Source organism: Enterobacter huaxiensis (genome assembly GCF_003594935.2).
GTDB classification, from domain to species: domain Bacteria; phylum Pseudomonadota; class Gammaproteobacteria; order Enterobacterales; family Enterobacteriaceae; genus Enterobacter; species Enterobacter huaxiensis.
Map to the genome: position 1 here is coordinate 4,864,788 of NZ_CP043342.1, position 14,740 is coordinate 4,879,527.

Annotated in this window: 13 protein-coding genes; 12 read left to right on the forward strand and 1 reads right to left on the reverse strand. The window is 52.7% G+C overall.

Translation table 11 applies throughout. The features are described from left to right. The first annotated feature begins 356 nt into the window (after positions 1–356). From mnmG to D5067_RS23190, 11 genes are all read left to right on the forward strand, one after another. A complete protein-coding gene (mnmG, locus tag D5067_RS23140) occupies positions 357–2,246 on the forward strand; it encodes a tRNA uridine-5-carboxymethylaminomethyl(34) synthesis enzyme MnmG (protein ID WP_119936491.1) in 1,890 nt (629 codons plus the stop codon). A 107-nt stretch (positions 2,247–2,353) separates the two neighbouring features. After that, positions 2,354–2,977: a 16S rRNA (guanine(527)-N(7))-methyltransferase RsmG gene (gene rsmG, locus D5067_RS23145; protein WP_119936490.1), complete on the forward strand. Its 624-nt coding sequence runs from the start codon at positions 2,354–2,356 to the stop codon at positions 2,975–2,977. Between the two features lie 616 nt (positions 2,978–3,593). Then, positions 3,594–3,974 (forward strand): F0F1 ATP synthase subunit I, encoded by a 381-nt coding sequence (gene atpI / locus D5067_RS23150; RefSeq protein WP_112012391.1) that lies wholly within the window; start codon positions 3,594–3,596, stop codon positions 3,972–3,974. A gap of 8 nt (positions 3,975–3,982) precedes the next feature. After that, positions 3,983–4,798: a F0F1 ATP synthase subunit A gene (gene atpB / locus D5067_RS23155; protein ID WP_119936488.1), complete on the forward strand. Its 816-nt coding sequence runs from the start codon at positions 3,983–3,985 to the stop codon at positions 4,796–4,798. 49 nt (positions 4,799–4,847) lie between these two features. Beyond that, positions 4,848–5,087 (forward strand): F0F1 ATP synthase subunit C, encoded by a 240-nt coding sequence (gene atpE / locus D5067_RS23160; RefSeq protein WP_000429386.1) that lies wholly within the window; start codon positions 4,848–4,850, stop codon positions 5,085–5,087. A 48-nt stretch (positions 5,088–5,135) separates the two neighbouring features. Further along, positions 5,136–5,606, forward strand: a complete 471-nt coding sequence (atpF, locus tag D5067_RS23165; protein WP_014072436.1) for a F0F1 ATP synthase subunit B — start codon at positions 5,136–5,138, stop codon at positions 5,604–5,606. A gap of 14 nt (positions 5,607–5,620) precedes the next feature. Next, positions 5,621–6,154 (forward strand): F0F1 ATP synthase subunit delta, encoded by a 534-nt coding sequence (gene atpH / locus D5067_RS23170; RefSeq protein WP_047347410.1) that lies wholly within the window; start codon positions 5,621–5,623, stop codon positions 6,152–6,154. A 12-nt stretch (positions 6,155–6,166) separates the two neighbouring features. Continuing rightward, positions 6,167–7,708, forward strand: coding sequence for a F0F1 ATP synthase subunit alpha (atpA, locus tag D5067_RS23175; protein WP_119936487.1), 1,542 nt, complete (start codon positions 6,167–6,169; stop codon positions 7,706–7,708). A 51-nt stretch (positions 7,709–7,759) separates the two neighbouring features. Then, a complete protein-coding gene (atpG, locus tag D5067_RS23180; protein ID WP_119936486.1) occupies positions 7,760–8,623 on the forward strand; it encodes a F0F1 ATP synthase subunit gamma in 864 nt (287 codons plus the stop codon). A 26-nt stretch (positions 8,624–8,649) separates the two neighbouring features. Further along, a complete protein-coding gene (atpD, locus tag D5067_RS23185; RefSeq protein ID WP_006177559.1) occupies positions 8,650–10,032 on the forward strand; it encodes a F0F1 ATP synthase subunit beta in 1,383 nt (460 codons plus the stop codon). A gap of 20 nt (positions 10,033–10,052) precedes the next feature. Then, positions 10,053–10,472 carry a F0F1 ATP synthase subunit epsilon gene (locus tag D5067_RS23190; protein ID WP_006177560.1) on the forward strand — a complete coding sequence of 140 codons (420 nt, stop codon included), beginning with the start codon at positions 10,053–10,055 and terminating at the stop codon, positions 10,470–10,472. A 303-nt stretch (positions 10,473–10,775) separates the two neighbouring features. Here the strand turns inward: D5067_RS23190 and D5067_RS23195 are convergent, their stop codons facing one another. After that, complete coding sequence (locus tag D5067_RS23195) at positions 10,776–12,872, reverse strand: right-handed parallel beta-helix repeat-containing protein (RefSeq protein ID WP_119936485.1); 2,097 nt, start codon at positions 12,870–12,872, stop codon at positions 10,776–10,778. A gap of 344 nt (positions 12,873–13,216) precedes the next feature. Here D5067_RS23195 and glmU point away from each other — a divergent pair, with 344 nt between their 5' ends. Continuing rightward, positions 13,217–14,587, forward strand: coding sequence for a bifunctional UDP-N-acetylglucosamine diphosphorylase/glucosamine-1-phosphate N-acetyltransferase GlmU (glmU, locus tag D5067_RS23200; protein WP_119936484.1), 1,371 nt, complete (start codon positions 13,217–13,219; stop codon positions 14,585–14,587). Positions 14,588–14,740 lie beyond the last annotated feature (153 nt).

A 14,740-nucleotide genomic window follows, 5' to 3' on the forward strand; every position in this document is an offset into this window, starting at 1 on the left:
TGGATAACTCTGGTTAAAAGCTCGGATTAACCCGTAGTTATCCCAAGAATAACTCTGCAGCCATTTTGAGCCTGTGGATAAAGTGCCCTTTTGATCCCAGCTTATACTGTCCAGGATCACCGATCACTCACAGCAAACGATCCTTTCTAACCGCATGATCTTATTTATGAGATCGGGCTTATCCACAGAGGTCCGCGATCCTAATAAGAGATCACAATAGAACAGATCTCTAAATAAAAAGATCTTCTTTTTAATAGCCCAGGATCCCAATGCTTTCTCGAAAGACTAAAGTTGAGTAGAATCCACGGCCCGGGCTTCAATCCATTTTCATACCGCTTTATGCGAGGCAGACCACCATGTTTTATCAGGATCCTTTCGACGTCATCATCATTGGCGGGGGTCACGCAGGCACTGAGGCAGCAATGGCCGCAGCGCGCATGGGTCAACAGACCCTGCTTTTGACACACAATATCGACACGCTGGGACAAATGTCCTGTAATCCGGCGATTGGCGGCATTGGGAAAGGACACCTGGTAAAAGAAGTGGATGCACTTGGCGGCCTGATGGCGAAAGCGATCGATCGTGCAGGCATCCAGTTTAGGATACTAAACGCGAGTAAAGGCCCTGCCGTTCGGGCCACCCGCGCTCAGGCAGACCGCGTGCTTTACCGTCAGGCAGTACGCACCGCCCTGGAGAACCAGCCTAACCTGATGATCTTCCAGCAGGCGGTTGAAGATCTGATCGTCGAGAACGATCGCGTTGTGGGCGCAGTGACCCAGATGGGCCTCAAGTTCCGCGCAAAATCGGTTGTATTGACGGTCGGGACATTCCTGGACGGTAAAATTCATATCGGGCTGGATAACTACAGCGGTGGTCGTGCTGGCGATCCGCCGTCGATTCCCCTGTCTCGCCGCCTGCGTGAACTGCCGCTGCGCGTGAGTCGTCTGAAGACCGGTACGCCGCCGCGTATTGATGCGCGCACCATTGATTTCAGCGTGCTGGCACAACAGCACGGTGATAACCCAATGCCGGTCTTCTCGTTCATGGGCAATGCGGCGCAACATCCGCAGCAGGTACCGTGCTACATCACGTATACCAACGAAAAAACCCATGACGTGATCCGTAATAACCTCGATCGCAGCCCAATGTATGCTGGCGTGATCGAAGGGATCGGCCCGCGCTACTGTCCGTCGATCGAAGATAAAGTCATGCGCTTTGCCGATCGTAATCAGCACCAGATCTTCCTGGAGCCGGAAGGATTGACCTCAAACGAAATTTACCCGAACGGCATCTCCACCAGCCTGCCGTTCGATGTACAGATGCAAATTGTCCGCTCAATGCAGGGCATGGAGAACGCAAAAATCGTTCGTCCCGGCTACGCTATTGAGTACGATTTCTTCGATCCGCGAGACCTGAAGCCAACCCTGGAAAGCAAATTCATTCAGGGGCTATTCTTCGCCGGCCAAATTAACGGCACCACCGGTTACGAAGAAGCGGCTGCCCAGGGTCTGCTTGCGGGTCTCAACGCTGCGCGTTTCTCTGCTGAGAAAGAAGGCTGGGCGCCAGGCCGTTCTCAGGCCTATCTGGGCGTGCTGGTTGACGATCTCTGCACCCTGGGGACCAAAGAACCGTACCGCATGTTTACCTCTCGTGCTGAATATCGCCTGATGCTGCGTGAAGACAACGCCGACCTGCGTCTGACCGAAATGGGCCGCGAGCTGGGTCTGGTGGATGACGAACGCTGGGCACGCTTCAACGAGAAGCTGGAGCGCATCGAGCAGGAACGTCAGCGCCTGAAAACGACCTGGGTGAATCCGCAGGCGGAAACCGCTGCCGAAGTGAATGCTCACTTAACAGCGCCGCTCTCGCGCGAAGCCAGCGGTGAAGATTTACTGCGTCGCCCGGAAGTGACCTATCAGAACCTGGTCAAACTGACCGCGTTCGCGCCGGGTCTTGAAGACGCTGAAGCCGCTGAACAGGTTGAAATCCAGGTGAAGTACGAAGGTTATATCGCGCGTCAGCAGGATGAGATCGACAAACAGCAGCGCAACGAAAACACGCTGCTGCCGGAAATGCTGGACTACCGTCAGGTGACGGGCCTGTCCAACGAAGTGATCGCCAAGCTGAACGATCACAAACCTGTGTCGATCGGCCAGGCCTCACGTATCTCCGGCGTCACACCTGCCGCGATTTCGATTCTGCTGGTGTGGTTGAAAAAGCAAGGAATGCTGCGCCGCAGCGCGTAGTGCTCTGAACAAAGCCCGGTGGCGCTGCGCTTACCGGGCCTACTGAACCCGTAGGGCGGGTAAGCGAAGCGCCACCCGCCACTTTAGTATCTCAACAGGTATTCACCGTGCTCAATAAACTCTCTCGTCTGCTCGAAGAAGCAGGTATTTCGCTCACCGATCGCCAGAAAGACCAGCTGGTGGCCTATGTCGATATGCTGAACAAATGGAACAAAGCGTACAACCTGACGTCTGTGCGCGATCCCAACGAGATGCTGATCCGCCATATTCTCGACAGTATCGTGGTGGCCCCATACCTCAACGGAGAGCGCTTTATCGACGTAGGCACCGGCCCAGGTTTGCCAGGGATCCCGTTGTCTATTGTTCGCCCGGAGAGCCATTTCACGCTGCTGGACAGCCTTGGCAAGCGCGTACGTTTCTTACGCCAGGTTCAGCACGAGCTGAAGCTTGAGAACATCACCCCTGTTCAGAGCAGGGTAGAGGCGTTCCCGGCCGAACCGCCGTTTGACGGTGTGATTAGCCGCGCATTTGCCTCGCTCAACGACATGGTGAGCTGGTGCAAGCATTTGCCTGCCGGCGATGGCCGTTTTTACGCCCTTAAGGGACTCGTTCCTCAGGACGAAATTGAGCAGCTTCCGGAAGGTTTTGCCGTGGAATCAATCGAGAAATTACGGGTGCCTCACCTCGACGGCGAGCGTCATCTGGTGATTCTTAAGGCAAACAATTTTTAAAAATTAAATAAAAAATGGGGAATTTGTGCTGTTCTTATTGTGTTAAAAAGCAGCACATCCTCAAGATGACATCTGAAGTAAATTTAACCTTGTCGTTACCGTGGGTTTTCTTGTGGTTAACGTTATGCCTATTGTTTCCCCTGAAGATAGTCAACTGTGAAAATATCAGTCTGCTAAAAGTGGAAAGTGGCAACAAGAATGCAATGTTAAATTTTTATTAAGAATGTCAATGAAAGGTTTTTGTTGTATAGAGGGTTGTTTTGAAAATAGTTGCGATATTTTATCTTTAATTTCATAAGGATGAAATAAAGTGATTTACGTCTTTGATAAATACAACCTTATCGTAAATGTGCATTTTGTGATCTCGTGCACGCTTTATCGCCAACGTTTTCGCGCTGTTTGCAGTTTTGCCTGAAGGTGAACGCTAATGACAAAAGTTAAAAAATAGCGGCGGGGAAAAATATTTAAACATTTATTCACCTTTTCGCTACTTAATGTTTGAAATCACGGGTACGCACCGTATAATTTGACCGCTTTTTGATGCTTGACTCTGAGCCTTAAAGGACGTTTTATACGACTCGCGGCATACCTCGAAGGGAGCAGGAGTAAAAACGTGATGTCTGTGTCGCTCTTGAGTAGAAACGTTGCTCGTAAGCTTCTGTTCATTCAGTTTCTGGCCGTGATAGCAAGTGGACTGCTGTTTAGCCTCAAAGACCCCTTCTGGGGCATCTCCGCCGCGTGCGGGGGTTTGGCGGTGGTTCTGCCAAACATGTTATTTATGATTTTTGCCTGGCGTCATCAGGCGCATACACCCGCCAAAGGCCGTGTGGCCTGGTCCTTCGCTCTTGGCGAAGTGTGTAAGGTGTTGCTGACCTTTGCTTTGCTGGTGATGGCGCTGGCGGTTTTAAAAGTGGTATTCATGCCGCTGATAGCTACGTGGGTTTTGGTGCTGGTGGTACAAGTTCTGGCTCCAGCTGTAATCAATAACAAAGGGTAAAAGGCATCATGGCTTCAGAAAATATGACGCCGCAGGATTACATAGGTCACCATCTGAATAACCTTCAGCTGGACCTGCGTACATTCTCGCTGGTGGATCCACATAACCCCCCGGCCACCTTCTGGACGATCAACATCGACTCCATGTTTTTCTCGGTGGTATTGGGTCTTCTGTTCCTGGCCATTTTCCGCGGTGTTGCTAAAAGGGCGACCAGCGGTGTTCCAGGGAAATTCCAGACGTTCGTCGAAATGATTATCGGCTTCGTCCATGGCAGCGTGAAAGACATGTACCACGGCAAGAGCAAGCTGATTGCTCCGCTGGCGCTGACCGTGTTCGTTTGGGTCTTCCTGATGAACCTGATGGACCTTCTGCCTATCGATTTCCTGCCGTGGATTGGCGAACATGTCCTCGGTCTGCCAGCACTGCGCGTGGTTCCGTCCGCTGACGTGAACATCACCCTGTCGATGGCGCTGGGCGTCTTTATCCTGATTCTTTTCTACAGCATCAAAATGAAAGGCGTAAGCGGCTTTGTGAAAGAGCTTACCTTGCAGCCGTTCAACCACTGGGCGTTTATTCCGGTCAACCTGATCCTGGAAGGCGTTAGCCTGCTGTCCAAACCTGTTTCACTGGGTCTGCGACTGTTCGGCAACATGTATGCGGGTGAGCTGATTTTCATTCTGATCGCGGGTCTTCTGCCGTGGTGGTCACAGTGGATTCTTAATGTGCCATGGGCCATTTTCCACATCCTGATCATTACGCTGCAAGCCTTTATCTTCATGGTTCTGACGATCGTCTATCTGTCGATGGCGTCTGAAGAGCACTGATTTTTTACCAACACTACTACGTTTTAATTGAAACAAACTGGAGACTGTCATGGAAAACCTGAATATGGATCTGCTGTACATGGCTGCCGCTGTGATGATGGGTCTGGCGGCTATCGGTGCTGCGATCGGTATCGGCATCCTCGGGGGCAAATTCCTGGAAGGCGCAGCGCGTCAACCGGATCTGATTCCTCTGCTGCGTACTCAGTTCTTTATCGTTATGGGTCTGGTGGATGCAATCCCAATGATCGCTGTAGGTCTGGGTCTGTACGTGATGTTTGCTGTCGCGTAGTAGTAGTTTTAAAACCCCAAGCCACAGAAATTAAAGAGGTATTGTGCTGTGAACATGAACGCAACAATCCTCGGCCAGGCCATCGCGTTTATTCTCTTTGTCTGGTTCTGCATGAAGTATGTATGGCCGCCTTTAATGGCTGCCATCGAAAAACGTCAGAAAGAAATTGCTGACGGTCTGGCTTCTGCAGAACGCGCTAAGAAAGATTTGGACCTTGCACAGGCCAACGCGACAGACCAGCTGAAAAAAGCGAAAGCTGAAGCTCAGGTAATCATTGAACAGGCTAACAAACGCCGTTCTCAGATTCTGGACGAAGCCAAAGCTGAAGCAGAACAGGAACGTACTAAGATCGTGACACAAGCTCAGGCTGAAATTGATGCCGAGCGTAAACGTGCTCGTGAAGAACTGCGTAAGCAGGTTGCGATTCTGGCTGTTGCTGGCGCCGAGAAGATCATCGAACGTTCCGTGGATGAAGCTGCTAACAGCGACATCGTGGACAAACTTGTCGCTGAACTGTAAGGAGGGAGGGGCTGATGTCTGAATTTGTTACGGTAGCTCGCCCCTACGCCAAAGCAGCTTTTGACTTTGCTGTCGAACACCAAAATGTCGATCGCTGGCAGGATATGCTGGCGTTTGCCGCTGAGGTGACGAAAAACGAACAAATGGCCGAGTTGCTGTCTGGTGCATTAGCGCCTGATACCCTCGCCGCGTCGTTTATCGCCGTGTGCGGAGAGCAACTGGATGCCAACGGCCAGAACCTGATTAAGGTTATGGCTGAAAATGGTCGTCTCCGTGTGCTCCCGGATGTTCTCGAGCAGTTTGAGCACTTACGTGCGCTGAGTGAAGCTACTGCCGAAGTCGAAGTGACTTCTGCGACTGAACTGAGTAACGAACAGCTTGCGAAAATCACCGCTGCGATGGAAAAACGTCTGTCACGCAAAGTTAAGCTGAATTGCAAAATCGATAAGTCTGTAATGGCAGGCGTAATCATCCGCTCGGGTGATATGGTCATTGATGGCAGCGTACGCGGCCGTCTTGAACGCCTTGCAGACGTCTTGCAGTCTTAAGGGGACTGGAGCATGCAACTGAATTCCACCGAAATCAGCGAACTGATCAAGCAGCGCATTGCTCAGTTCAATGTTGTGAGTGAAGCTCACAACGAAGGTACTATTGTTTCTGTAAGTGACGGTGTTATCCGCATTCACGGCCTGGCCGATTGTATGCAGGGTGAGATGATTTCCCTGCCGGGTAACCGTTACGCTATCGCACTGAACCTGGAGCGCGACTCCGTAGGTGCAGTTGTGATGGGTCCATACGCTGACCTCGCCGAAGGCATGAAGGTTAAGTGTACTGGCCGTATTCTGGAAGTACCGGTTGGCCGTGGCCTGCTGGGCCGCGTAGTTAACACCCTGGGTGCACCAATCGACGGTAAAGGTCCGGTTGAGCACGATGGCTTCTCTCCAATCGAAGTTATCGCTCCGGGCGTTATCGACCGTCAGTCCGTTGATCAGCCAGTGCAGACTGGTTATAAGTCCGTTGATGCCATGATCCCAATCGGTCGTGGTCAGCGTGAACTGATCATCGGTGACCGTCAGACCGGTAAAACCGCGATGGCAATCGATGCCATCATCAACCAGCGTGACTCCGGCATCAAATGTGTGTACGTGGCTATCGGCCAGAAAGCGTCCACCATTTCTAACGTGGTTCGTAAACTGGAAGAGCACGGCGCACTGGCTAACACCATCGTTGTTGTGGCGACCGCTTCTGAATCTGCTGCACTGCAATACCTGGCGCCATACGCCGGTTGCGCAATGGGCGAATACTTCCGTGACCGCGGTGAAGATGCACTGATCGTATACGATGACCTGTCTAAACAGGCTGTTGCTTATCGTCAGGTTTCCCTGCTGCTCCGTCGTCCACCAGGACGTGAAGCATTCCCGGGCGACGTATTTTACCTCCACTCTCGTCTGCTGGAGCGTGCTTCCCGCGTAAACGCGGAATACGTCGAGAACTTCACCAAAGGTGAAGTGAAGGGTAAAACGGGCTCTCTGACCGCTCTGCCGATCATTGAAACCCAGGCGGGTGACGTTTCTGCGTTCGTTCCGACCAACGTAATCTCCATTACCGATGGTCAGATCTTCCTGGAAACCAACCTGTTTAACTCCGGTATTCGTCCGGCGGTTAACCCAGGTATCTCCGTATCCCGTGTTGGTGGTGCTGCTCAGACCAAGATCATCAAGAAACTGTCCGGTGGTATCCGTACCGCGCTGGCACAGTATCGTGAGCTGGCTGCGTTCTCTCAGTTCGCATCCGATCTGGACGAAGCAACCCGTAAACAGCTGAACCACGGTCAGAAAGTGACCGAGCTGCTGAAGCAGAAACAGTACGCTCCAATGTCTGTTGCTCAGCAGGGCCTGGTGCTGTTCGCGGCTGAACGCGGTTACCTCGAAGATGTGGAACTGGCGAAAATCGGTAGCTTCGAAGCCGCTCTGCTGGCTTACGTCGACCGTGATCACGCTCCGCTGATGCAAGAGATCAACCAGACCGGTGGCTATAACGACGAAATCGAAGGCAAGCTGAAAGCTATCCTCGATTCCTTCAAAGCAACCCAGTCCTGGTAATCGTCCGGCGGCTTGTCTCACGACAAGCCGCCTGGCATTGAGGAGAAGCTCATGGCCGGCGCAAAAGAGATACGTAGTAAGATCGCAAGCGTCCAGAACACGCAAAAGATCACTAAAGCGATGGAGATGGTCGCCGCTTCCAAAATGCGTAAATCGCAGGATCGCATGGCGGCCAGCCGTCCTTATGCAGATACCATGCGCAAAGTGATTGGTCACCTTGCGAACGGTAATCTGGAATATAAGCACCCTTACCTGGAAGAACGCGACGTTAAGCGCGTGGGCTACCTGGTGGTGTCGACCGACCGTGGTCTGTGTGGCGGCTTGAACATTAACCTGTTCAAAAAACTGCTGGCGGATATGAAAGCATGGTCCGAGAAAGGCGTTCAGTGCGATATCGCAATGATCGGCTCTAAGGGCGTTTCTTTCTTTAACTCCGTGGGTGGCAACATTGTTGCCCAGGTGACCGGTATGGGTGATAACCCGTCCCTGTCCGAACTGATCGGTCCGGTTAAAGTGATGTTGCAGGCCTACGATGAAGGCCGTCTGGACAGACTGTATGTTGTCAGCAACAAATTTATTAACACGATGTCTCAGGTTCCAACCATCACTCAGATGTTGCCTTTACCGGCTTCAGAAGATGACGAGTTGAAGCAAAAAGCCTGGGATTACCTGTATGAACCTGATCCGAAACCGCTGCTGGATACCCTGCTGCGTCGTTACGTTGAATCACAGGTTTATCAGGGCGTAGTTGAAAACCTGGCCAGCGAGCAGGCCGCACGTATGGTGGCGATGAAAGCCGCGACCGACAATGGCGGCAGCCTGATTAAAGAGCTGCAGTTGGTATACAACAAAGCTCGTCAGGCCAGCATTACTCAGGAACTCACCGAGATCGTCGGTGGTGCATCCGCGGTATAACCAGGTTAATTCGTAGAGGATTCAAGATGGCTACTGGAAAAATTGTCCAGGTAATCGGCGCCGTGGTTGACGTCGAGTTCCCTCAGGATGCCGTACCGCGCGTGTACGATGCTCTTGAGGTACAGAATGGTAACGAGAGCCTGGTGCTGGAAGTTCAGCAGCAGCTCGGTGGTGGTATCGTGCGTACCATCGCAATGGGTTCTTCCGACGGTCTGCGTCGTGGTCTGGAAGTAAAAGACCTTGAGCACCCGATCGAAGTCCCGGTAGGTAAAGCAACACTGGGTCGTATCATGAACGTATTGGGTCAACCAATCGACATGAAAGGCGACATCGGTGAAGAAGAGCGTTGGGCTATCCACCGCGCAGCACCTTCCTACGAAGAGCTGTCCAGCTCTCAGGAACTGCTGGAAACCGGCATCAAAGTTATCGACCTGATGTGTCCGTTTGCGAAGGGCGGTAAAGTTGGTCTGTTCGGTGGTGCGGGTGTAGGTAAAACCGTAAACATGATGGAGCTGATCCGTAACATCGCGATCGAGCACTCCGGTTACTCTGTGTTTGCGGGCGTAGGTGAACGTACTCGTGAGGGTAACGACTTCTACCACGAGATGACCGACTCCAACGTTCTGGACAAAGTATCCCTGGTTTACGGCCAGATGAACGAGCCACCAGGAAACCGTCTGCGCGTTGCGCTGACCGGCCTGACCATGGCTGAGAAGTTCCGTGACGAAGGTCGTGACGTACTGCTGTTCGTTGATAACATCTACCGTTACACCCTGGCCGGTACTGAAGTATCTGCACTGCTGGGTCGTATGCCTTCTGCGGTAGGTTATCAGCCTACGCTGGCGGAAGAGATGGGTGTTCTTCAGGAACGTATCACCTCGACCAAAACCGGTTCTATCACCTCCGTTCAGGCGGTATACGTACCTGCGGATGACTTGACTGACCCATCTCCAGCAACCACCTTTGCTCACTTAGATGCAACCGTGGTACTGAGCCGTCAGATCGCGTCTCTGGGTATCTACCCGGCCGTTGACCCGCTGGACTCCACCAGCCGTCAGCTGGATCCACTGGTCGTTGGCCAGGAACACTACGACACCGCGCGTGGCGTACAGTCCCTGCTGCAGCGTTACCAGGAACTGAAAGACATCATCGCCATCCTGGGTATGGATGAGCTGTCTGAAGAAGACAAACTGGTGGTAGCACGTGCGCGTAAGATCCAGCGCTTCCTGTCCCAGCCGTTCTTCGTTGCGGAAGTATTCACCGGTTCTCCGGGTAAATACGTTTCCCTGAAAGACACCATCCGTGGCTTTAAAGGCATCATGGAAGGCGAATACGATCACCTGCCGGAGCAGGCGTTCTACATGGTTGGTTCCATCGACGAAGCCGTGGAAAAAGCCAAAAAACTTTAACGCCTTAATCGGAGGGTGATATGGCAATGACTTACCACCTGGACGTCGTCAGCGCAGAGCAACAAATGTTCTCTGGTCTGGTCGAGAAAATCCAGGTAACGGGTAGTGAAGGTGAACTGGGTATTTTCCCGGGTCACGCACCGCTGCTCACCGCCATTAAGCCTGGTATGATCCGCATCGTTAAACAGTTCGGTCATGAAGAGTTTATCTATCTGTCTGGCGGCATTCTTGAAGTGCAGCCTGGCAGTGTGACCGTTCTTGCCGATACCGCTATCCGTGGACAGGATCTCGACGAAGCGCGAGCCCTGGAATCGAAGCGTAAGGCTGAAGAGCACATTAGCAGCTCTCATGGTGACGTGGATTACGCTCAGGCGTCTGCGGAGCTGGCCAAAGCGATCGCGAAACTGCGCGTTATCGAGTTGACCAAAAAAGCGATGTAACACCGGCTTGAAAAGCACAAAAGCCAGTCTGGATACCAGACTGGCTTTTTTTATGGCGTCGTTTCAGCAAAAGTGAAACTGAAAAGGTGTTTTGATATTTTGTGATTTGCGTCACAAAAATCTTGATCGGTTAAAAAATGAGGCGTAGACTCCTTTTTTGTGAAGTGTGTCACAAAATAAACCTCAAGAAATCAGGATGCCATCATGAAACTGGTCAACAAAATCATCGCTCTCTTCAGCAACATGAACGTCTCTTTCGGTACGTTCAACCACTAATCTGCTGAATGCCGAGTGGCGCCGCGCTTACCGCTGTGTGATAAGCGAAGCGCCATCTGGCAGTATCTCTCCGCTCTCGTTTACGCTCTTCCCTTTCACGATAAAATAGTTCGACTTATCAATATTCCCCACTACCGCATCGTCATACATACCGGGCTGCGTACGTACCGATTTATTGCCGGTAAACACGCCCTGCGTTGATGCATCACCATACGGGCTTGGCCGGAAGATAAAGTTAAAGCGCAGGTTGTCCACCGCGACGTTATTCGCCACCACCAGCGCACCCGGGTTGAAGTTATCGGTGAAACCGTCCAGATGGTTGCCAATGGCTTTGCTGTTGCGAACCTCGTGCGCCACCGGCTGCCCTTCACCGCCAAGCTTAAAACCGTTGCTGGTGTTGTTGCGGGCAATGGAATTCTCGATCGTCACAACGCCATTGGCTCCGTCCTCGATCTTGTTGAACAGGTCAAAACCATCGTCGATATTGTCATGGGAATAGCAGTTTTCCAGCCGGTTACCCTCTCCCACGCGCATTTTGACGGCAAAGCCATCGGCGTTGATTTTTCCCGGATCCTCATTGGCAAAGGATTCAGAATCGATCACCCGGTTGTAGCTGGCCCAGAGCGGTCGGCCGATTTTTTCCGGGGACGAAATCTGGATACCGGTATCGTCGTTGCGGTATGCCGTAACGTTTTCAATCAGGTTGTGGCTGCCCTGGATCCGCAAGCTTTTGTCTGTTATCTCAATCCCTTTAATGTGCCAGTAGCCTGCATCCACCAGCAGTCCATGAATAACGGCTTTACCTTCCGCCTGTAGCGACGTGATTTTTTCCGGACTGCCGCTCGCCGTCAGCGGGATTTCACTCCGGGGATAGTCGCCCGCACTGAGGATAATCTTCCCGCCCGGCGCAATCAGGCCGATCGCGGTGGCTAAGTCCTGCGGAGAAGCCCGTGTTCCCAGTCCGTCCGCCCTGCCGTCCGGTGAAACGTAGAGCACTGATGTATCTATGCCGCTTACCTTATCAACGCTAAACGCCTGATGAACGGCTTCACCCCGTGCGGGGGTAAATGTCAGACTAAATGCATTACTCTCGGTCAGGGTGGCGGGAACGCTGTACATCTCTCCGGCGTTGACCGGTTTATCACTCCCGATCACCACTTCATTTTGTCTGACGCTAAAAACGCCGTCGTAGTTAGCGCGGGCCTGTACCTGATAGCGCGCTGTTGCACTTTTGCCTGCAGAGGCGAGTTGAACAACAGCCGGAAGAGATTTTGCCTGCCAGGGCTGAGACGCCACCGTATGCGCGGCCGAGGTGGTAAGAGACGCATCCGATACGGTGATTTTGGCATTACGCGAAGCGAAGAAGCCCACGTAGTAACGATCCGGATTCTGCACGGAAATCAGGTCAGCACGCGGAACGCTTTTGCTCACCCAGGCCTCGCTGCCCGCAGGTGCCCAGGCGGTGATAAACCCGTCATCGGTACGTTCCAGCTTTAAACGGAATGCAGGCGTCTTGCTGATATCTACCTCTTCCTGGTAGCTCTGCTTTTTGATTTCAGCCCCGGCGTCCCCCCACGGATGCGAAATGCCTTCCCGCGTTATGGCCTGCAGCTTAACACGATGATGGTCCTTTTTATCCTGCGTCATAATGGCGTTCATCACCAGGTTCGATGCCGCAGGGAACTCCTCGTAACCTTCTTTCAGCGGCTGCTGGCGCGGCACGCCGAGGACATCGCGTACCAGGAGGCCGGCCCCTTCCTGCGCGGCAGGTTTCGCCCCATTTTCCGGACCAAACTGGTCGACCCGAACGGTGGCCTGTAAAACGAAGTTCTCTTTCGTCGGCAGCTCGGTGTAAAAAAACGTTAATCCATCGTGCGAGTTAGCAATCTTGCCGCCCCGGCTCTCCAGCGTGACGGGTTTTGACAGGTCGACCTTATCCTGCGGCGTCAGTTTTTTACCGTCTACGGTGACGTCATTCACGCCGATTTTTTCCGCCAGCACGTTTGATGAGAAATTCAGATCGGTTGACTGCCCGAACGCAATGGCTTTCCAGACGGGTTGCTCCGCGGCCGTGACCGCAAAGGCGCTACACATCATTAGGGACAGAGGTATTTTATAGTTCATCTTATTTTCCTGGTTGATAATTGAGCGCCATTATCATCAAGATGAAACGGTGTTTCTTTTTCTGATGTCACACAATTGAACAATTAAAACACCGTTTTGTTTTGGTGGGATCTTTATTCATGAACCAAAAAAATAGCTAAGCTATTGTGTGGGTTAGCGACTTGCCGAAAGAATGCTACTTTCCAGAGAAAAACTGATTTACTCTGCCCCTAAAACTGGCCTCAAATAGCCGTTAACGGCTGATGTTGGACGTTTTCGCACCACTCCATTTTATGGCGCAAAATATGTAGAATTTTCAACGTCAAAGGGTTTTACTTCTCACTCAAATTACAGTCAGGACGCGTATGTTGAACAATACGATGAGCGTGGTCATTCTTGCCGCTGGCAAAGGCACCCGCATGTATTCCGATCTTCCGAAGGTGTTGCACACGTTGGCAGGAAAGCCGATGGTGCAGCACGTCATTGATGCAGCAAATGAATTAGGCGCTCGTCAGGTAAACCTGGTCTATGGCCACGGCGGCGATTTGCTGAAAAAGGCGCTGTGTGACGACAGGCTCAACTGGGTGCTTCAGGCAGAACAGCTGGGCACTGGCCATGCGATGCAGCAGGCGGCTCCGTTCTTTGCCGATGACGAAGACATTCTGATGCTCTACGGCGACGTCCCGCTGATCTCCGTTGAAACCCTGGCCCGCCTGCGTGAAGCTAAACCGCAGGGTGGCATTGGCCTTCTCACCGTCGTACTGGACGATCCGAGCGGCTATGGCCGCATCACCCGTGAAAACGGCAAGGTGACCGGCATCGTTGAGCACAAAGATGCCAGCGAAGAACAGCGCCAGATCCCGGAAATTAACACCGGTATCCTGATTGCCAACGGTGCAGACATGAAGCGCTGGCTGTCTCAGCTCAACAACAACAATGCGCAGGGTGAATACTACATCACGGATATCATTGCGATGGCGTATCACGAAGGGCGTGAAATTGCCGCCGTTCATCCGGCGCGCATCAGCGAAACTGACGGCGTAAACAACCGCCTGCAGCTTTCCCGACTTGAGCGTATTTATCAGTCCGAGCAGGCAGAAAAGCTGCTGCTGGCAGGCGTGATGCTGCGCGATCCGGCGCGTTTCGATCTTCGCGGCACGCTGTCCCATGGGCGCGACGTTGAAATTGATACTAACGTTATCGTTGAAGGCAACGTGACGCTGGGCAACCGCGTCAAAATTGGCACCGGCTGCGTGATTAAAAACAGCGTGATTGGTGACGACTGTGAAATCAGCCCGTACAGCGTGGTGGAAGATGCCCGTCTGGATGCGGCCTGTACCATTGGCCCGTTTGCGCGTCTGCGCCCGGGCGCCGAGCTGCTGGAAGGCGCTCACGTGGGTAACTTCGTTGAGATGAAAAAAGCGCGCCTGGGTAAAGGCTCTAAAGCCGGTCATTTGACCTATCTGGGCGATGCGGAAATTGGCGACAACGTGAACATCGGTGCAGGAACCATTACCTGTAACTACGACGGCGCCAACAAGTTTAAAACCATCATTGGTGATGATGTGTTTGTCGGATCTGATACGCAGCTGGTGGCGCCTGTGACGGTCGGCAACGGCGTGACCATTGCCGCCGGCACGACCGTGACGCGCGATGTAGCGGATAACGAGCTGGTGCTAAGCCGCGTGCCGCAGATCAACAAGCAGAGCTGGAAGCGCCCGGTGAAGAAAAAGTAACAACAAGGCGGGTGGCGCTACGCTTACCCGCCCTACGATTGAGTAGGCCTGATAAGGCGTAGCCGTCATCAGGCAAACCCGGGAGAGGAGATAAATATATATCTCCCCCCACAAGCAGTACCCATAAAAATAACCCCACTCTCTACAAGGCTC

Bases quoted from the DNA above. Each gene is read 5' to 3' on its own strand.
- atpA (WP_119936487.1), top strand. From the start codon at position 6,167: ATGCAACTGAATTCCACCGAAATCAGCGAACTGATCAAGCAGCGCATT.
- atpG (WP_119936486.1), top strand. From the start codon at position 7,760: ATGGCCGGCGCAAAAGAGATACGTAGTAAGATCGCAAGCGTCCAGAAC.
- atpD (WP_006177559.1), top strand. From the start codon at position 8,650: ATGGCTACTGGAAAAATTGTCCAGGTAATCGGCGCCGTGGTTGACGTC.
- atpE (WP_000429386.1), top strand. From the start codon at position 4,848: ATGGAAAACCTGAATATGGATCTGCTGTACATGGCTGCCGCTGTGATG.
- mnmG (WP_119936491.1), top strand. From the start codon at position 357: ATGTTTTATCAGGATCCTTTCGACGTCATCATCATTGGCGGGGGTCAC.
- D5067_RS23190 (WP_006177560.1), top strand. From the start codon at position 10,053: ATGGCAATGACTTACCACCTGGACGTCGTCAGCGCAGAGCAACAAATG.
- atpI (WP_112012391.1), top strand. From the start codon at position 3,594: ATGTCTGTGTCGCTCTTGAGTAGAAACGTTGCTCGTAAGCTTCTGTTC.
- atpB (WP_119936488.1), top strand. From the start codon at position 3,983: ATGGCTTCAGAAAATATGACGCCGCAGGATTACATAGGTCACCATCTG.
- glmU (WP_119936484.1), top strand. From the start codon at position 13,217: ATGTTGAACAATACGATGAGCGTGGTCATTCTTGCCGCTGGCAAAGGC.
- D5067_RS23195 (WP_119936485.1), bottom strand. From the start codon at position 12,872: ATGAACTATAAAATACCTCTGTCCCTAATGATGTGTAGCGCCTTTGCG.
- atpH (WP_047347410.1), top strand. From the start codon at position 5,621: ATGTCTGAATTTGTTACGGTAGCTCGCCCCTACGCCAAAGCAGCTTTT.